An 18,660-nucleotide genomic window follows, 5' to 3' on the forward strand; every position below is an offset into this window, starting at 1 on the left:
GACTTGCATGTATTAGGCACGCCGCCAGCGTTCGTCCTGAGCCAGGATCAAACTCTCCAAGAAAGTTGATTAGCTCATAAATGTTACGTTGGCTTAGCTTTTATAAAAAAGCTAAAAAATTGTTTGTTGACGTTCTTGTTTGTTTAGTTTTCAAAGAACAAATTCTTTCACTTATGAGCTTTTCCTACTAAGTAAGCTCGAAAGCGACCTCTTTAATTTAGCATATCCATCAAGATGATGTCAACAACTTTTTTAATTTCTTTTTTTCGTTGTGTGACTCACTCGTGAGGACGAGATTTAATATAACATGTTCCGAAAATGATTGCAATATAATTTATAAAGTTTTTTTGATTCATTTATTTTAGGTAGAAGTTAAACAACAATTTACTTTAGCCATTTGAAGGGGAATAAAGAGTATTCAACTGTCAAAGGATAAATCAAATAAGTGGTGGACTCATAATTTCAACCAATTATGTATATGTAATTAGTAAGGACTTAAATATTATAAGACTGTACGAAAAGAGAAAAGTAAAACTAGCTTTTTCAACTATATTTAGTAATAAGTAATATTTCTTTATTTTTCATGGAAGGGATATCGTATAATAGTAATAACTATATTCTAATTATCACTAAACACAATAATAATGGACGTGAAGTCAATGGAGAATATTGATTACGATATATTATTAAAGCTTGGAGTATCAGCGATTTTAGGGCTTATAATTGGGCTTGAACGCGAATTAAAGAGAAAACCTGTAGGACTTAAGACAAGTCTTGTAATATCTGTAGTGAGTTGTCTACTTACAATTGTTTCAATTGAATCTGCTTATATGTTTCCCGCTTCTGACGATGTAAGAATTACCATGGACCCTCTTCGTCTTGCTGCGCAAATTGTTTCTGGTATCGGTTTTCTAGGAGCAGGCGTAATCCTTAGACGGGGAAATGATAGTATATCTGGTTTAACAACGGCCGCGATGATTTGGGGAGCAGCTGGAATCGGTATCGCTGTTGGGGCTGGTTTCTTTATCGAAGCGTTTGTTGGTGTCGCCTTACTAATTATTAGTGTAGAATTGGTACCATATGTCATGAAGTTCATTGGTCCAAAGCAATTGCGTGAAAAAGAAATTAGTCTTCAATTATTTATTAGAGACAAAATCCAAATTGAAGATGCCATTTCATTTATAATCGGCAGGAAATATATTATCCGCAGGATCCGTATAAAGGATTTAGATAACGGTGACCATCTCGTGCAAATATTAGTTGCGGTAGATTACCGGGAGAAGACTACCGATGTGTATGATTCTGTTTCAAAATTAGATGGCGTTCATAAGGTTGAAATTGAAAGCATGGGTTAATTTACTTTTTACTGAAGAAAAAAGTAAAAATTACTATTGCAAGAATGGTATGAGAAAGATATAATTTTTCTTGTACCACATACGGGGGCTTAGCTCAGCTGGGAGAGCGCTTGCATGGCATGCAAGAGGTCGTCGGTTCGATCCCGATAGTCTCCATACTTAAAAACCCTTGCCTCGCAAGGGTTTTTTTCTATGTCATTCTTCTGCTTTTACTAGAACTGGATTGGCTCCTGCCTTTTTCCCCTGGTCTGGTATTCGTACGTTTTCCCTTAATAGGACTCTTCTTGTTCCCTTGATCCTTCAATGATCCTCTTCCTTGTTGTCTCGTACTGTTCTTACCATCACTTTTCCCGTCGGTTGTACGAACTGACTTTCTGTTTTTATTCGTTTTAAATGTCCTTTCCTTTTCCGACTCTGAAGTTGAACTTGGTTTTTTATCTTCCTTTTCCCCACTATTTCCTAGGTTTTGCTTTTGAATCGTAATGTTAAGCTCTTTTTCAATCATGTCCAGAGTTGGGCGATCATCCGAAGAGTATAATGTGATGGCCAATCCCTTTGTACCGGCTCTTCCAGTTCTTCCAATTCGATGGATAAAGCTTTCGGCATCTTGAGGAATGTCATAATTAAATACATGTGTCACCCCTTCAACATCGAGACCTCTTGCTGCGACATCGGTCGCTATCAACAGTTGAACATCCCCGTCCCTGAAGCGTTTCATCACTTGCTCTCTTTTGGCTTGCGACAGGTCACCATGCAGTTCATCACATAAAAATTTGTGAGATTTAAGAACATCATACAACTTTGAGACTCTGCGTTTGGTCCTACAAAAGATAACAGCTAAATATGGTCTATGTGTTTCAACTAATTGAATCAATGTTGCTTGCTTTGCACGATCAATCGTATGAATAGCAATTAGTTTAACATTTTCGGCAGGGCCCTGTGTTTTTTCAACTTGGATGTATTCAGGCTTACGCATATGTTTATTAGCTAGTGTCCGTATTTCCTCTGGCATTGTTGCAGAAAACAGCATAGTCTGACGAGTCTTAGGTGTTTCCCTAATAATATCCTCAACTTCATTCAGAAAACCTATATGGAGCATTTGGTCTGCCTCATCAAGAACTAGAAATGAAGCTTCTGATAAGTGAACTGTTCCTCTTCTAATATGGTCTAACAGCCTGCCTGGTGTCCCAACAACGATTTGAACATTTTTCTTTAGTTTCTTTAGCTGCTTATCAACATCCTGGCCTCCATAAACTGCCAGCACATCAACACCATCCATATCTTTGGTCAACTTTTCAAATTCCTCGGTAATTTGTAAAGCCAATTCTCTGGTTGGGGTAACAATGAGTGCTTGTACATGTGGTGCAAGTGGATTTATTTTTTCTAATATGGGCAGTATGAAGGCAAATGTCTTCCCCGTCCCAGTTTGGGCCTGTGCAATTACATCTTTTCCGCCCATTACAATGGGTATTGCTTTTTCTTGGATTGGAGTTGGCTTGGCTACACCGTAACTCCTCAACTTTTGTACATTTGACTTAGAAATACCTAATGATTCAAAATCAGGCAAAAAAATCCCTACTTTCTCTACTATAAACATATAAACAACAAAAATTATGTCTTATTAATATTGAGTGTTTAACATCGAAAAGGCAAATATTCTTATTATAAGAAAAAAAGACCTTATCAGGTGATAAGACCTTTTTATAGATTACTAACGTTTCTCAATGTAGTAATAACAACTTTCACCAAAATCCTTACGATCTAACAAAGTGTGCTTTTGTATTCTTACCCAGGTCAGCAAGTCTTCTTTTACCGATGGTTCATTTGAAATGACCTCGATAATTTGTCCACTGATCAACGCTTCCGTCTTCAATAACAGTGATTTTATTAACTCGCCGTATTCAGTATGACCTGCATCATAGATTACATCCGGTACATATTGGAGTGACATTCATTAAACTCCCATCACATTGTATTCAAACCTCTAATAACATCTATTATAAAAAAATGTTATGATAAGATAAATTCAATTTATCTATTCTACCGATAAATATAAATCGGTAATTTGAATAAAGGGGCAAAGTCTATGGATTTACACCAATTATTTGTGTTTACAAAGGTAGTTGAGCATAAGAGCTTTTCTAAAGCAGCCGAAGACATCTTTTTAAGTCAATCAACAGTCAGCTCCCATATTCAAACACTTGAGAGAACTCTTAATGTAAGTCTATTTGATCGTGTTGGCAGAGAGAATATTCTTACACCATCCGGTGAGCGTTTGTATCAGTGGGCACTAAAGCTCTTATTATTGAAGGACCAGGCGATGTTGGACTTAAAGAAGGGTGTGACCGAACTCAGGGGAATTATTCGAATCGGTGCAAGCTCTGTGCCTGGGCAATTTATGATTCCAAAGATGGTCAAGCAATTTAGAACTCAATACCCAAAAGCAACATTTCATATTAACCAATCCTCCTCAAAAAATGTGGCGGATAAGGTTCTAAATGGGTCTGTGGATTTTGGTATTTTAGGTGAGAAATATGAAAACGAAAAGCTATGCTATATTCCCTTACTTAAAGAAAGTTTAGTCCTAATAACATCACATCATTCTGATATTGTTGGTTCTGTAGATATTCATGAACTCTTAAAGTATCCTTTTATTATGAGAAACGCTGATTCTGGAACGAATTCACTTATTGAAAAATTTTTGACGAAAAACCAAATTTCAAAAGACCAAATGAATATTGTTGCTTATACAGAAAGTGGACAAAGTTTGATTCAGTTCGTACTCCAGGATATAGGTATAGCAATTATATCGGAAATGGCTGCAAGGGAATATTACGATAGAAATTTACTTAGGATCCATGATATTAATGGATTCGATAATGAACGATTTTTCTATCTCGTTTATAACCAAAACAAAACCCAATCGATGTTATCTAAATTATTTATTGAAAGTGCACACGAACTCATTAAACCTATAAGTCCAGACGAAATAAAATGAAGAAAAGGAGGACCCGCTTGAGTGGGTTCTCCTTTTATGTTTGTGTACTTAATTCTTTTAATTTCTTTTTATCGATTTTTCCAACATGTGTTTTTGGGAGCTCATTCAAAGATATAAATTTCTTCGGAATTTTATATCTTCCAAGTTTTCTCTCACAATAGGTTTTTAGTTCTTGTTCATCTAGAGATTGAGGATGTTTCTGAACGATAAATGCGGTAACAAGTTCCCCCCATTTTTCATCTGGGAGTCCAATTACGGCCACTTCATCAACCTCAGGGTGAGCTGCAATCCAATGTTCAATCTCAAGTGGATAAACATTTTCTCCACCCGAGATGATCATATCCTTCTTTCTTCCGACAATATAATGGAATCCATCTGCATCTTTCTTCGCCAAGTCTCCAGTATGAATCCAGCCTTCTTTTTTCGTTTCTAGCGTTGCGAGTTCGTTATTCCAATAATGCGAGAAGGAATGTTTTCCTTTGATTAAAAGTTCTCCAACCTCGTTTATTGATACTTCGTGACCCTCATCCTTTATAAGTTTAATAGCGTTGAATAACATTGGTTTTCCAACTGACCCGCGTTTCACTTGCGCTTCCTCTGGATGAATAAAGAAATTATTTGGGCCAGCTTCCGTTAACCCATACCCTTCTTTAAAATCTAATCCTTTTTTCTTAAAAGCTTCATAAACGTGGAAAGGACATGGGGCCGCACCTGATAAAAATACTTTCATAGAAGGAAATTCACTTCTCTGGAACTCTTCCGTTTGAATGAGTAAATGGTACATCGTTGGTACAAGGAGAATAATCGTACAGCTGTACTGTTCAATCGAATTCACTACTTTTTGTCCGGTAAACTGATCTCCAATAACAACAGTCCCTCCGGTCATTAGGATTGGCAGCGATAATGCATTTAGTCCGCCTGTATGAAACAGCGGCATATAGTTGATTGTTACATCCGCTTCTGATAAATTCCAGCTAAGAACAGTGTTTATAGCGTTCCATTGAATCGATTGATGGCTTAACACCACTCCTTTTGGTTGACCGGTTGTTCCCCCTGTATAGATTATGGCTAAGGGATCAAGTTCAGTGATTGGGTCAAAATGATTACCTCTATCTAATTGAGCTGTACTCTCTTCATACTTAGAGTCTCCAACATAAAAAGAACTTGGTACTACAGCTTTTAAAGAAGTAAACACGTTCTTGAACTTCTGATGGATACCAAGTAATAAGGGTGAACAATCCAGCAATATTTCATTTAATTCATATTCTGACAACCGCCAGTTAAGCGGAACAAATATGGCGCCAATTTTTCCACAAGCAAAAAGCAAATCAAAATAGCTAATATTGTTTGGCGACAGAAGTGCCACCCGATCACCTTTTTTCACTCCTTGACTTTTTAACCATCCTGCCACTGAGGACGAACGTTTATTTATTTCTTCATAAGTCCAGGATTTATTTGTATCTTCATCTATAATTGCCTTTTTATTTGGCGATAACCTTGCTCTATTTTCAAGCCAGTCAAGTTCCCACCTCACTGTTCAATCTCTCCTTCACAACTAGATGAGAATATCTTACAGAATTCTAGTTACATCAAAGTTACAAGAGTTAGGGTAAAAAAACGGCCCTAAAGGCCGTTTCTTTACATCATAATCCCACCGTCTACATGTAGAACAGCCCCGTTTATATAATTTGATTCATCGGATGCTAAAAACAAGTAGGCATTTGCGATTTCTTCAGGCTTCCCCAGCCTTGCCAGCGGCACCATCTGTTTCATTTGGTCTAATACCTTTTCAGGAACCTTTGCTGTCATTCCTGTTTCAATAAAACCAGGGGCAACGGCATTTACATTAATCCCTTTGCGGCCAAGCTCTTTGGCCCATGATTTTGTCATGCCGACCACACCTGCTTTTGTTGCCGCATAATTCGTTTGACCAACATTTCCATAAACGCCTGAAACAGAAGATGTATTTATAATTTTTCCTTTTCCATTTTCAATCATAGACGGTAAGACCGCTTGTGTACAATGAAACACTCCTGTAAGATTAACATCCAAAACTGCTTGAAAATCCTCGATGGATAATTTCGAAAGCATCGCATCTTTTGTAATTCCCGCATTATTTACTAGGACTCCGATGTTTCCGTAAGCTTCACGGACCTTTTCAACCATTTCATCTACACTCGAACGCTGTGCTACATTCACTTGAAAAAAGGTTACTTCATAGCCCTTTTCCCTTAATTCTTGTGCCCTCTTTTCACCCTGCTCTGCATTAAAATCAGCCATGGCCACCCTTGCACCCTCTTTGGCAAAAACTTCCGAAGCTTTTAAGCCTATTCCATTTGCCGCACCAGTAATAATAGCCACTCTGTCTTTTAATCTCATTTGAGCACCTCATTCTTTAAAAAATTTGTTATTTCTTTTAGTAATTGAGGTAAATCATCAATAAGGGGGGAATGCCCACAATCCTTTAACTCTACAAATTTAGCTTTTGGTCCTAAATCGTCTACCAATTCTTTTGTCATTTCAGCATTAACAACAAAATCACGGTCCCCTCTTAATACAAGGACAGGTACATTAATTTGATCCACTAAACCATTTCCATCTACCAGTCCATTATGATGATGACTGATATTAAACGTATTGTTTGAATGATGTACCTCAGCTAAGTTTCGCTGTGTTCTCATATCCTGCACATATTCGTCATACAGGTCAGGTTCAGGCTGATTTTTTGTATAAATAACGGCGTTCCATATTAGTTTTAATAAATCAACATTGTTCGTGTCATAGGCAGCTTGAACAGGCAGGGTTCGAATTAAGTCACGTTTAATATCTTCATAGGAGGAAAATCTTCGGAGTTCCTCGTTCTCACTCGTTTTTCCATCAAACGGGTAGCCTCTAGTAGATTCTGAAGCTAATAAAATCAGCTTATTACAATAACCAGGATGATCAGCAGCAAATTGCATGGCGACAGCACCTCCTGTTGACCAACCCACAATCGCAAAATCCTTTAAGTCAATTGCATCGACAAAGAGCTTTACATCATCTGAAAAATCCTTGATTGAAGTAATAAGTTTATTGTAGCTAGATTTTCCAAACCCTCGTAAATCCAAAGCATATAACTTATATTCCTCAGACATATTATCTAGGACAAGGTCCCAGTGCTTAGAGGAAGTCATGTTTCCATGGATCAACAATACCTTTTTCTCACCTCCTTCCCTTTCTCGAAAGGCAATAGTTTCTCCATTTTTTAACTGTACCTCTTTCATCGTCACATTACCCATTACATCACCCTTCCCCATTTAATTGTAGAGGCTCCCCAGGCATAGCCAATCCCAGCACTAACTAAAACGACAATGTCACCCTCTTTTACCTTCCCTTCTTTTACGGCAAGCTCAAGAGATAATATTTGATCAATCTGCCCGATATGACCATAGTCCTCCAGATAGATTGATTGCTGGTGTGATAAGCCCAATTCTTTTAATACATATTCATGGGCAGACTTTTTCATGTGGAGCATAGCTATAAATGAAATATCTCCAACTTTGTATCCACTTTTTCTAACGGATTCCCGAATTACCTTCAGAAAATTAGCCATAGACTTCTGTTCCAAACGCTGTTTCATTCCCTCAGGATCAAGGACATCCAGCATATTTAGCCGCTGATCAATAGCTTCTTTAGTAATTGGATTTTTTGTACCGCCACTAACAACCACCACATCCTCTGAAAAGGATCCATCTGTCAGCAGCTCAGTTTCTAACAAGATGTTTTCGTTGTGGTCTTTTTTCAAAAGAATTGCCCCGCCGCCAGCACTTAGATTAAACATGAAACGCGTCCTTGGGTTCTGGTAGTCGATAAAATCCCCATTTCGATATCCTCCTGCCAGCAACACAGTTTGGATTGTTGAATCCGCTATTATCAAGCTTTTTGCTACCTTAAGCGCCATAACGGTTGTTCCACATCTTAAAGCTACATCAAATGCCCAGGCATTTAAGGCTCCAACCTCTTCCTGTAGTTTGATGCCAGCCGTCCAAAGTGGATATTCCTTATGCTCTTCACCAATATAAATAACGACATCAATCTCCATTGGATGTATTCCTGCCTTTTTAATGGCTTGCTTTGCTGCCTTGATGCCCATTTCACACGTATGATCATCAGGACCAGGAACATATTTCTTTTTTATCCCCATCTTTTCTTCAACAACATGTGCAGGGATACTTGCTTTTTCTGCTATCTCTTTACCTGTTATATAATCCTGCGGGAGGTATAGACCTGTACTTACGATTCCTATTTGCAAAATATCCACCACCTAGATTAAGTGTCTTCTACCATCGACATCATAAAAGCAGTAGCCTCTTCAATGGTCTCAAATAAAGTTTCTCGCTCTTCTTGAACATGGGTTACTTTAATCCTCCATTGTTTTTTACCAGTCTCTTTTTCAACATCGGCTAGTTGAAAACGCACGACGAAGGAAGCAATTTGTAGTGGTTCCATTAAGCCTCCCTCTAACCTGCTAAATTTTCTTTTTTCTTAACAGGCTGCTGTTTTTTTCGTTTCCAAGTGAATTTCCTTAATGTCCCCACAATACCTAGCGGGAAGAAAATAACAACCAAAATATAAATGATACCAAAGAAAATAATCCAACGTTCAAATATCCAATGTTCTTTTGCCAGCTCTGTTAATCCATCGTGGGCAAATTCAATTAATCCTGCCCCAATAATGGCACCAACTAAAGTGCCTACTCCGCCGATAATCGTCATCAATAAAGCGTCTAATGTAATATCCATTGCAAATACACTAGTATTCACATATCGAAGTGACATCGCATAAAAAATCCCTGCAATTCCTGCTAAAACACCTGAAACAACACTAACAGCAATCTTATAGTGTAATACTTGATAACCTAAAGACTCTGTTCGTTGTTCATTTTCTCGAATGGCCTGAAGAACTCTTCCAAGAGGGGAGTTGGTAAAGCGTTTTAAAATCATAAAAGTAGCAATCATTGCAGCCAAACAAATGATGTAAAAATTAGTCCTATCAATAAACAGTTCCGGTACTCGAAAGGTAAATCCATCATTTCCAAATGTTAAGATCCGCCATTTTTCTGCTAATACCAAAAACAATCCAGCCAATGCCATGGTTAACATCGCGTAAAAATGGCTTTTCAATCGCAGTGTAAGTAAACCAACAATAAAACTTACGATTGCCGTGATAAGAATCGTTGCCAGCACCGCATAAATAAAATGAAGCATAGTTGGTTCAAAACGCTTCATGAATATCCCAATCGAGTAGGCCCCGATACCAAAAAACATCGCATGACCAAAGGAAACAATTCCAGTAAAGCCTAGTAATAAATCGTAGCTCATCGCAAGGATGGCAAATACAAAAATTTGGGTTAACAAAATCAACATATTTCTAGATTCATAGACGAAAGGCAAGAGAAACAGGAAAGCGGCAATGATGATATAAATAGCATTTATTCTATTATTAACAATCCATTTCATACTCTCACCCCTTCCCGCCAAACAGTCCTTGTGGCTTTACAATCAAAACAACTGCCATTAAAAGCATGTTTACTGCTAATGATAATTCCGGTACATAATAAGCCATGAACGAACCTGATAACCCAACTAGGATCGCCGCCATGACCGATCCTGTGAAATTTCCCATTCCGCCAATGACAACTACAATAAACGCTAATATGGCAAACTCCATCCCCATACCCGCGTGTATGACACCAGAGTATGGTCCAAAAAGTACCCCGCCAAGCGCTGCCATGCCGGAACCAATCATAAATACAAACATAAATACCTTCTTAATATTAATTCCCAGTGCCTGAACCATTTCCTTATTCATAACCCCTGCCCGGACAACCAGGCCAATTTTGGTATTTTTCAGCAAAAATTGTACTCCTGCAAAAACGAGCAATCCAACTACTATGATAAATACTCGATATTTAATGATAATCATATCGCCAATTTCCCAGCTGCCTGTCAAATATTCTGGAGGGTTAGCTGTTAATTGATTAGGTCCCCAAACAACTTTTAACATCTCTGATAGAACCAACATTAAGCCGAGAGTAATTAAAATTTGCTGAACATGGTTTCCGTAAACTGGTTTAATAATCCATTTTTCAGTAATAATCCCTAGTATAAAACCTGTAAGAATAGCCCCAATAATACCGATAAAAAAACTTCCAGTACTGGCATAAATCCAAGTGCCGCTATAGGCACCCCAGGCAAATAAACCGCCGTGGGCAAAGTTAAGTACATCCATCAGACCGAAAATAAGTGTTAGTCCTGCTGCTAATAGGAAGATCAGCATGCCTGTTGCCAATCCATTTAATGTTAAATTGAATAATAGCTCCATTCAAACCTTCCTCCTTCCCTAAGCAATCCCCAAGTACTTTCGTTTCATTTCCTCATCTTCTTTTAACTGTTTCATAGTTCCAGTGCTTACCGTTCTTCCATCATCGATAATATAAAAGCAATCACCGATGGTACTAGCCATCATGAAATTTTGTTCTACTAATACGATCGTTGTTTGATCCTTCATTTGCAGGATCGATTCCATCACCTTCTCGACGACGATAGGGGCTAAACCTTTACTTGGTTCATCAATTAATAACAGTTCGTTATCATTTACATAGGCTCGGGCGATGGAAAGCATTTGTTTTTGACCGCCGCTTAATAACCCGCCGGGCTTTTTCCAGAACTTTTTTAAGTCAGGAAACAAATTTATGATATAATCTAGTCGCTTATTCGTTTCATCATTTTCTTTTTGAATGGCTACTTTCATATTTTCTTCAACTGTCAATCCTGCAAAGATACCTTGGTCTTCTGGAACATAGCCGATTCCCTTTTGAGCAATGGTGTAGGTTGGTAAAGCATGGATTTCTTCTCCTTTATAAACAACACTGCCTTTTGAGGCTGGATTTAGTCCCATAATCGTCCGTAATGTGGTTGTTTTTCCGGCACCATTTCTTCCTAACAGTACCGTAACCTCACCTTTTTTCACTTCAAGCGAAACACCCTGTAAAATATGATACTGTCCAATAAACGTCTCGATATTATTAAGCTTCAGCAGCTGTTTCATCGCTGATACCTCCCAAATAGGCAGACTGGACCGTTTCATTTTTCATTATTTCCTCAGGAGTTCCGTCCGCCAGCAGCCTGCCATTAAATAGCACCATTACAGAATCTGATAAATCGAGGATCATATCCATTTTGTGCTCAATTAATATAATTGTCCGATTCGCTTGCTCTTTAATTCTTTTAATGACATCTAATATGGCTGGAACATCTTCTAAAGACATACCTGCTGTCGGTTCATCTAATAAAAGAACCTCTGTTTCAAGGGCTAGGAGCATAGCCATTTCTAGCTTTCGCTTTTCCCCATGTGCCAAATTGCTCGCCAATGAGTCCACTTTATCGTCTAAAAGCACAAGACGTAACCATTCTATAGCCTTTGTTTCAAATTCTGTGTATTTCTTATAATGAAATAACATCTGGTAGCGAACTCCAGCCTTTGATTGAACGGCCAGTCTTACATTTTCAAGAACCGTTAAATTAGGGAAAACATTGGTAATTTGAAAGGAACGTCCTATTCCTTCTCTCGTTCGCTTTGTCGAAGAAAGTTTTGTGATATCCTTTCCCCGAAAATAAATTTTTCCATTTGTAGGGGTTAATTGACCGCTTAAAAGATTAAAGAATGTTGTTTTTCCAGCACCATTTGGACCAATGATGGATTTAAAGTGTTTTGCTGGAACGGAAATGCTGACAGTATCAACTGCCGTATGCCCTCCAAAGGTTATCGATAAATTTTCTGTTTCTATTAGGGTTTTCATGTTTTCACCACCAATCTTGGAGATAGAAATAAGGAAGAGGGTGACCATAAACAACAGGTCTAACCCTCATATTTTAAAAGAACACTTTATTAATTACGTACTGGCGGTGCGGTTTCTTCTGGTGTTAGTTCTCTAATTAGCACTGGGACTGGATATGGTACGCCATCTTTCTTTTCTAGTTTAATGGCATATAGTGCTTGAAGGGCCTGGTGATCTTCAGGACGATAGGTCATTTTTCCTTTTGGCGTTTCGAAGCTCATGCCTTCCATGGCTTCAATTAGTGTATTACCATCAGCATCACCTTCGGTTTTCTTTAATGCTTCTACAATTGAAATCGCTGCACTCATCCCCCCTGGTGTGAATAAATCAGGAACGTCCCCATTAAATCGCTTCTTATGTTCAGCTACGAGCCAATCATTAATTTCATTTTTTGGCAGATCGTGATAGTAAACGGTAAAGCCTTCCATGCCAATAAGCGGCTCCATTGTAGCCAAAGCTGCGATATCCGGCGCCCCTGTTGAAATTTTGATGCCCTTGTCTTGTACCTTCATATCTGAAATCTGCTTCCAAGGAGAGTTTGCACCCGCCCAAACAACAAATAAATAATCAGGCTTAGCATCAATAATCTTTTGAATGTTCGAAGTAAAATCAGTTGCTGCTGGGTCTGCATACTCTTCTAAAACAATATCTGCACCAAGTTTTTCAGCTGCTTCTTTAAAAGCTGCTACTCCATCACGGCCAAACGAGTAATCCGGTGCCAGAGTAGCAATCTTCACACCATCTCCAGCGATAGCAGCTGCACCCGCAACGGCATCCTGTGAAGAATTTCGCGCTGAACGGAAAATATATTTATTAAACTCAGAGCCTGTGATACTATCAGCGGCTGCTGGTTCAACAATCATGATTTTTTGGTATTCTTCAGCAAGCGGTAATACCGCTAACGTATCAGCTGAACTGGATGATCCCACTAAAAAGTCAACTTTATCTTCTTCTAATAGTTTAGTAGCTTTTTGAACAGCAACTTCTGGCTTCGTTTCTGTATCTTCAACCACAAACTCTATTTTTCTGCCTGCAACCTCCATTGTCCCTTCGGTTGCATATTCAAGACCAAGTTCAAAACCTCTTAACGTTTGTTTACCATATGATTCTAGGGCACCTGTTGTTGAGGCAAGAACTCCAATTTTAATTGGCTCCTTCGTCTCAGCCTTTTCACCGTTTCCCTTTGTATCTCCCTCTGTCTTGTCAGAGCTGCATGCTGTAGCAAATACCATCATAAAAATAAGTAATCCTAATAAGAAAACTCTGCCTTTACATACCTTCACTTTTTTTCCCCCTTATTATTTGTAAAAAACTATTGCAATACCTTTAAGTTAATAATAGAAGATGAGAGTTACAAGCAAGTTACAAAAGACGAAAAGCGGAAGCCCCTAGGCGCTGCTGCTAGACAAAAAAATACAGCTCAGTTGAGCTGTACTAGGTAAATATAGTTAAGTTTATTGCAGGGATCTCATCTGGCTGTCGGTTGCTTTTATTAGTTCTCCCCACGTGCTGTATCCGCGATTTTTGAATTGCCATAAGAGCTCAATAAATAAATAAGCGGTGGTTAACGCGTCGCCTAATCCGCTATGCCGGTCATAGATTCTTGTTCCAAAAGCCATTGCATATCGTTCTAAATCCCTCATATCGTAGGACGGTGCAATAAATCCGATAAGATCAAGCGTATCGATGGTTAGAAATTTTTTCAAAGCAAGTTTTTCCCTGCTAAATTCACTTTTCAATGCAAGCACATCAAAACTGACATAATGACCTACCAAACATACGGCTTCTCTCGATTGTACATAATCAAAGAAACTCATTATTGCCTCTAACGCTTGTGGTGCACCCTCTACCTGCACATTAGAAATAGAGGTCAACTCTACCGTTTCCTGAGGAATTTTCCGATTAGGGTTCACATAGGTCTGAAATGTATCAGTCTCACGAACCTCTAGGCCTTTTATAGAAACAGCACCAATCTCAATGATTCGGTCCATTGTCGCTACCTGAAATCCTGTTGTTTCTGTATCAAAAACAACAAAATCAAGATTTTCTAGGGGAGTTGACAGCGGAGTATTTTCATATTTAAAGGCACAAGCTACATTTTTTCTGCGAAAAAACATTACCACCCTCCTCTAGGACAGCTACAAAGAAAAGTGTGCAAACACCTGACCTTGAAGCTCCCTTAATGTTTTTAAGCTTAATATCAATTCTTCTTTTTCCCGGGTAGACAGCCTAGTAAAAGAGACAATAGATGTCAGTTCATTGCCGCTTTTCACCTGCTGCCAGCGTTGGTTGACATATAGAGTTAAGATATGGCTGACCGCTTCCTTGAGGTCCTGTGCAAATGCCTCAGAAAATACTCTTTTATTCATAAGCCAATCAATTTTTTCTATCGGGGTTCCCGATTGGTTTCCATGCAAAAGAGATAATATTTGCAAGCTATGATGATAGGGAAATAAAACCTCCTTTTTCATATCAATGTTTTTTCGCTCAAGCTTAAATAAAGAACGAATAGGGTGATCAAGGGTAGGAATCAGTTGCTCTCTCTCTATTTGCGCCAGCTGGTATAAAAAAATTCTCGACCTTTCCATTTGATTTGAAACCACGTTTTCAAACATTTCATGCAATTTATCACTGCCTGTAATAAACCGGTATGAAAAGAGGTTTTCAGCTAATAACAAATTGTCATTTGTCGATTGAAGCATCCATTTTCGAAGACGTTCTTCCCAGACCGCCAGAGACCCGCGCCATTTCTGCTCACTGCACATCATCAAGCCTTTACACCGTGCATAACCGGCTGCTTCCATGTTGTCAGTAATCTCTCTTCCTAATTCAGCAAAATAGGAATTTTCCTTATCCCCATCATCCTCATAAACAAGAAAATGATCTTGATCAGTCAGGATAAACTGCTCTTCACGGCCGCTGCTGCCCATTTGATAAAAGGCAAAAGAACATGGCTTCCGCCTTCCGATTTCCTCCAGCTTTTGAATAGATAGCTCTACTATTCTTAAAACAAGACGATCGTACAAATTGGTTACGATTTCGAAGGTTTTTAATATAGGAATCCGGTCTCTCAACAGGGTTCCTATCACTTCATAAATCGCACTCTTCACCATTGGAAGGCTGTCCATATCAGCTTGTTCAATCTTTTGAATGGTCTTCATAACGTTTTCGCTTTTTTTCCGTAATAAATCAGACAATGTAACGATTCCTACCACCTTTGAATCTTCTATTACGGGTAAGTGTTTAATTCCTTTTAGAAGAATCATTGAAATGGCTTCATAATAAAAAGCAAATCTTGAAATAGATAAGGGATTCTGGGTCATAATTTCTTGGGCTGCGGCCGTCATTGGCATACCTTGGGCAACCACTCTTGACACCATGTCCCTTTCAGTAATGATTCCTTTTAAAATCTCCCTTTCTATTACCAAAACTGAACTTATTCTCTTTTCATGCATAATCCGGGCTGTTTCCTGTACAGTTGTTACAGACGTAACTGCGACAACTTTTTCACTCATAATGTCCTGGACACGAATCTTAATCGTATCATTTTCACCATAATCCCGTGCAAGCTTGACCTGCTCAGCTAGGGATGTATAAATATCCCTTAAGCGAATAGCCACCTGTGTCAGTAAATAGTCACGGACTGCCGGATCATCCCATCTCCTTGTTACGACCTCGAAAGGAATATATAATACCTTGACAGCACTTACAGCTTTTACCTCAACCATGACATCGTTTTTCATACTCGGCTTTGACACCCCAAGTAAATCAGCTAATTTTGAGAACCCGATCATTTCCCCTTTTTGTAAGACCTCCAAGACTTCTTCTCTGTCATTGCTTTCATTTCTGATAAATACCTCCGAAAGACCTTCTATCATAAGCAGAAGGCCTTCACGGGGTTTATCTTTTTTGAACATCTTTTCATTTTTTTCAAAATGACGGATTTCACATAGGGATAGAAGTGAAAGAGCACTGTCAGGCTCCACCCCACAGAAAAAGGGGTGAAACCTGACTGCCTCTAAATTGAATAAATTAAACTGATTTTGGTCCATCATCATTCATCCATACATCGCCATTTTTATAAACCATTTGCTCTGGATAGCGAAGGTCCATAACCTCATCCTGAATCTTTTGAGAAGGAGCCGGTGTCATAAGTGAAACTACGATGTTGGCAGTAAATGCAGCGATTGCACCGAAAACTCCTGCACCTGTATCAATGATTCCGAGGATCGTAAATCCGCCATACTTCGCTGCAAAAATGTATGACAAAGTTACGCCCAAACCAACCAGCAATCCAGCAATAACACCTTTTGAATTTGAACGTTTCCACCAAACACCAAGCACAAGTGCCGGGAAGAAGGTTCCAGTTGCAAGCGCAAATGCCCAGGCAACGATTTGTGTGATGGCTCCTGGAGGGTTAAGCGCGATAAGTCCCGCGAAAAGAGTCGCTAGGACGATTGACCAGCGTGCAACAGACAGGCGTTTTTTCTCGGTTGCATTTGGTTTTAAGACACGATAGTAAATGTCGTGGGCAAATGATGATGAAATAGCAATCATCAAACCGCCGGCAGTTGATAATGCAGCTGCCATTGCCCCTGCTGCCACTAAGCCGATTACAAACATACCAAGATTTGCAATTTCCGGTGTCGCCATAACAACAATATCATTAGAGATAATTAATTCACTCCACTGAAGGATTCCATCTCCATTTCCATCTGCTACCTGCAGCTTGCCTGTATCAACCCAAGTTTTTGTCCATGCAGGCAGTTCTGTTATTTTGCTGCCAGCAACCTTTGTCATCAGAATGAACCGGGAAAATGCAGAATAAGCGGGTGCCGACAGGTAAAGCAGCCCGATGAACAACAAAGCCCAAGCACCAGACCAGCGGGCAGCCTTCATTGTTGAAACTGTATAGAAACGGACAATTACATGCGGCAATCCTGCTGTACCAGCCATTAATGTAAACATAAGTGCCAAGAATTGCCACTTTGTCCCATTTGTAAATGGTGCAAAATATTCAGAGATACCCAATTCACGATCGAGTTCCCCCATTTTACCAACAAGCTCACCATAAGAAATCCAAGGCATTGGGTTTCCGGTAAGTTGGAGTGACATGAAAATAACTGGTATTAAGTAAGCAATAATTAAAATGATATACTGAGCTACCTGTGTCCAAGTAATTCCTTTCATACCGCCAAACGCTGCATAGAAGGCAATGAGAATAACCCCAATCATTGTTCCCACTTTAGCATCAATTTCAAATAAACGGCCAATTACCACTCCTGAGCCAGAAAGCTGTCCAATAGAATAAGTAAAGCTGATTATGATTGTACATATAGCTGCAATCACTCGGGCCGTATGGCTTTCAAAACGGTCACCGATAAAGTCTGGTACTGTATAGCGTCCATACTTTCGCAGCTGCGGTGCCAATAGGAATGTCAACAGCAAATATCCTCCCGTCCATCCCATTATATACGCAAGACCATCATAGCCAAGAAGCATGATAGTTCCAGCCATACCAATGAATGAAGCGGCACTCATCCAATCTGCCCCAATTGCCATCCCATTAAAAATTGGCGGAACACCCCGGCCGGCAACATAGAAATCTGATGTTGCTTTTGCTTTGTTATAAATGGCAATACCAATATACAATGCAAATGTTGCTAAGATAATAGATAATGAGACCAAAAATTGTATATCCAATGTCATCCCCCTTTTTCAATTACAAATATTTTTTGTGAGCTCCTATCGCTAAGCTTACAGACAGCTTGAACAGCAGCTTGTCGGAATTAATGATCAAGTACCTTTCCCGAACTGATCTGCTTATTTTTCTCCTCGTCAATCCCATATTTCCTATCAATGGAGTCACCCAGCTTTGCATTGACAAACAGAAGGATAATAAAAGTTATTACTGCTCCCTGTGCTCCCATAAAGTAATGAAATGGAAAGCCGTTAATTGTAATTTCACTCAAAGGCTCTGCCATAAGGACTACCCCAAATGAAACGATAAACCACACAATAAAATAAATAATCATATTCCGAGTTTTTTCCCGAAAATAGCTGTCTGCTATTTTCTTATCAATTTTCTTCAAAACCCCACCCCCGATTAAATTGATTGAATTTCCATGAAATAAAATTGCTGGTAAATGGATTTTTCTCGGCACCACCCCTTTTTTTAGAAACTGCAGCATGACTGGCTGCTATTCTCACCGTGCCCATAATCGGGCTCGGGAAAAATCATTATCTTAGACTGAAAATGAATTTGACTGTTTCTATAAATGGTGCTGGTACTAGGATGATTTGAATGAGGAAGTAGGCAAAGATGGATAGGATGGGTACAGCTAGAAAGAATGGCCTTTTCTTCTTTAGAGCAAGAAAAAGGCAGACACCTGTAATAATCAATAATGACAATAAAACAAGCAAATCGT

General features: G+C 39.0%; 19 protein-coding genes, 1 tRNA gene and 1 rRNA gene. 3 read left to right on the forward strand and 18 right to left on the reverse strand.

The genetic code is table 11. From position 1 onward, the window contains the following. Window positions 1-63 (reverse strand): 16S ribosomal RNA (locus MLOOGBEN_RS00005); the annotation flags it as partial. 596 nt (window positions 64-659) lie between these two features. On the opposite strand from MLOOGBEN_RS00005, the gene MLOOGBEN_RS00010 reads away from it, so the two are divergent. Together MLOOGBEN_RS00010 and MLOOGBEN_RS00015 are read left to right on the forward strand one after the other, a co-directional pair. Next, a complete protein-coding gene (locus tag MLOOGBEN_RS00010; RefSeq protein ID WP_179156226.1) occupies window positions 660-1,355 on the forward strand; it encodes an MgtC/SapB family protein in 696 nt (231 codons plus the stop codon). An 83-nt stretch (window positions 1,356-1,438) separates the two neighbouring features. Continuing rightward, window positions 1,439-1,511, forward strand: a tRNA-Ala gene (locus MLOOGBEN_RS00015). 34 nt (window positions 1,512-1,545) lie between these two features. Here the strand turns inward: MLOOGBEN_RS00015 and MLOOGBEN_RS00020 are convergent. After that, entirely contained in the window at window positions 1,546-2,952 is a 1,407-nt protein-coding gene (locus MLOOGBEN_RS00020; protein WP_256988766.1) for a DEAD/DEAH box helicase, read from the reverse strand. Between the two features lie 114 nt (window positions 2,953-3,066). Further along, window positions 3,067-3,306: a sulfurtransferase TusA family protein gene (locus MLOOGBEN_RS00025; protein WP_179156228.1), complete on the reverse strand. Its 240-nt coding sequence runs from the start codon at window positions 3,304-3,306 to the stop codon at window positions 3,067-3,069. Between the two features lie 135 nt (window positions 3,307-3,441). On the opposite strand from MLOOGBEN_RS00025, the gene MLOOGBEN_RS00030 reads away from it, so the two are divergent. Continuing rightward, a complete protein-coding gene (locus tag MLOOGBEN_RS00030) occupies window positions 3,442-4,353 on the forward strand; it encodes a selenium metabolism-associated LysR family transcriptional regulator (RefSeq protein ID WP_179156229.1) in 912 nt (303 codons plus the stop codon). A 34-nt stretch (window positions 4,354-4,387) separates the two neighbouring features. Here MLOOGBEN_RS00030 and MLOOGBEN_RS00035 read toward each other — a convergent pair whose 3' ends face one another. From MLOOGBEN_RS00035 to MLOOGBEN_RS00105, 15 genes are all read right to left on the reverse strand, one after another. Beyond that, window positions 4,388-5,887, reverse strand: coding sequence for an acyl-CoA synthetase (locus MLOOGBEN_RS00035; RefSeq protein WP_179156230.1), 1,500 nt, complete (start codon window positions 5,885-5,887; stop codon window positions 4,388-4,390). A gap of 104 nt (window positions 5,888-5,991) precedes the next feature. Further along, window positions 5,992-6,732, reverse strand: a complete 741-nt coding sequence (fabG, locus tag MLOOGBEN_RS00040; RefSeq protein WP_179156231.1) for a 3-oxoacyl-ACP reductase FabG — start codon at window positions 6,730-6,732, stop codon at window positions 5,992-5,994. Next, the gene (gene phaZ, locus MLOOGBEN_RS00045; RefSeq protein WP_256988767.1) at window positions 6,729-7,649 is read right to left on the reverse strand and encodes an intracellular short-chain-length polyhydroxyalkanoate depolymerase; all 921 of its coding nucleotides are present in this window, start codon (window positions 7,647-7,649) and stop codon (window positions 6,729-6,731) included. Before phaZ ends, fabG begins: the two co-directional genes overlap by 4 nt. After that, the gene (locus MLOOGBEN_RS00050; protein ID WP_179156233.1) at window positions 7,631-8,644 is read right to left on the reverse strand and encodes a 3-oxoacyl-ACP synthase; all 1,014 of its coding nucleotides are present in this window, start codon (window positions 8,642-8,644) and stop codon (window positions 7,631-7,633) included. The genes phaZ and MLOOGBEN_RS00050 overlap by 19 nt, the downstream gene beginning before the upstream one ends. 17 nt (window positions 8,645-8,661) lie before the next feature. Then, on the reverse strand, window positions 8,662-8,841 hold the full coding sequence (locus MLOOGBEN_RS00055) for a hypothetical protein (protein ID WP_179156234.1): 180 nt from the start codon (window positions 8,839-8,841) through the stop codon (window positions 8,662-8,664). A gap of 11 nt (window positions 8,842-8,852) precedes the next feature. After that, window positions 8,853-9,851: a branched-chain amino acid ABC transporter permease gene (locus MLOOGBEN_RS00060; protein ID WP_179156235.1), complete on the reverse strand. Its 999-nt coding sequence runs from the start codon at window positions 9,849-9,851 to the stop codon at window positions 8,853-8,855. A 4-nt stretch (window positions 9,852-9,855) separates the two neighbouring features. After that, window positions 9,856-10,716 carry a branched-chain amino acid ABC transporter permease gene (locus MLOOGBEN_RS00065; protein ID WP_179156236.1) on the reverse strand — a complete coding sequence of 287 codons (861 nt, stop codon included), beginning with the start codon at window positions 10,714-10,716 and terminating at the stop codon, window positions 9,856-9,858. An 18-nt stretch (window positions 10,717-10,734) separates the two neighbouring features. Next, window positions 10,735-11,442 carry an ABC transporter ATP-binding protein gene (locus MLOOGBEN_RS00070; protein ID WP_179156237.1) on the reverse strand — a complete coding sequence of 236 codons (708 nt, stop codon included), beginning with the start codon at window positions 11,440-11,442 and terminating at the stop codon, window positions 10,735-10,737. Next, window positions 11,420-12,193, reverse strand: coding sequence for an ABC transporter ATP-binding protein (locus tag MLOOGBEN_RS00075; protein ID WP_179156238.1), 774 nt, complete (start codon window positions 12,191-12,193; stop codon window positions 11,420-11,422). The genes MLOOGBEN_RS00070 and MLOOGBEN_RS00075 overlap by 23 nt, the downstream gene beginning before the upstream one ends. Before the next feature lie 89 nt (window positions 12,194-12,282). Beyond that, window positions 12,283-13,467 (reverse strand): substrate-binding domain-containing protein, encoded by a 1,185-nt coding sequence (locus tag MLOOGBEN_RS00080; protein ID WP_179156830.1) that lies wholly within the window; start codon window positions 13,465-13,467, stop codon window positions 12,283-12,285. 219 nt (window positions 13,468-13,686) lie between these two features. After that, a complete protein-coding gene (locus MLOOGBEN_RS00085; RefSeq protein WP_179156239.1) occupies window positions 13,687-14,349 on the reverse strand; it encodes a 3'-5' exonuclease in 663 nt (220 codons plus the stop codon). Between the two features lie 21 nt (window positions 14,350-14,370). Continuing rightward, the gene (locus MLOOGBEN_RS00090) at window positions 14,371-16,284 is read right to left on the reverse strand and encodes a DUF294 nucleotidyltransferase-like domain-containing protein (protein WP_179156240.1); all 1,914 of its coding nucleotides are present in this window, start codon (window positions 16,282-16,284) and stop codon (window positions 14,371-14,373) included. Beyond that, window positions 16,265-17,935, reverse strand: a complete 1,671-nt coding sequence (locus tag MLOOGBEN_RS00095) for a sodium:solute symporter family protein (protein ID WP_179156241.1) — start codon at window positions 17,933-17,935, stop codon at window positions 16,265-16,267. Before MLOOGBEN_RS00095 ends, MLOOGBEN_RS00090 begins: the two co-directional genes overlap by 20 nt. An 86-nt stretch (window positions 17,936-18,021) precedes the next feature. After that, window positions 18,022-18,324, reverse strand: coding sequence for a DUF4212 domain-containing protein (locus MLOOGBEN_RS00100; RefSeq protein WP_179156242.1), 303 nt, complete (start codon window positions 18,322-18,324; stop codon window positions 18,022-18,024). A 148-nt stretch (window positions 18,325-18,472) separates the two neighbouring features. Next, a complete protein-coding gene (locus MLOOGBEN_RS00105; RefSeq protein ID WP_179156243.1) occupies window positions 18,473-18,655 on the reverse strand; it encodes a hypothetical protein in 183 nt (60 codons plus the stop codon). Window positions 18,656-18,660: the final 5 nt, after the last annotated feature.

Origin of the sequence: Bacillus sp. EB106-08-02-XG196, assembly GCF_013396335.1 — a bacterium.
Classification (GTDB): Bacteria; Bacillota; Bacilli; order Bacillales; family Cytobacillaceae; genus Neobacillus.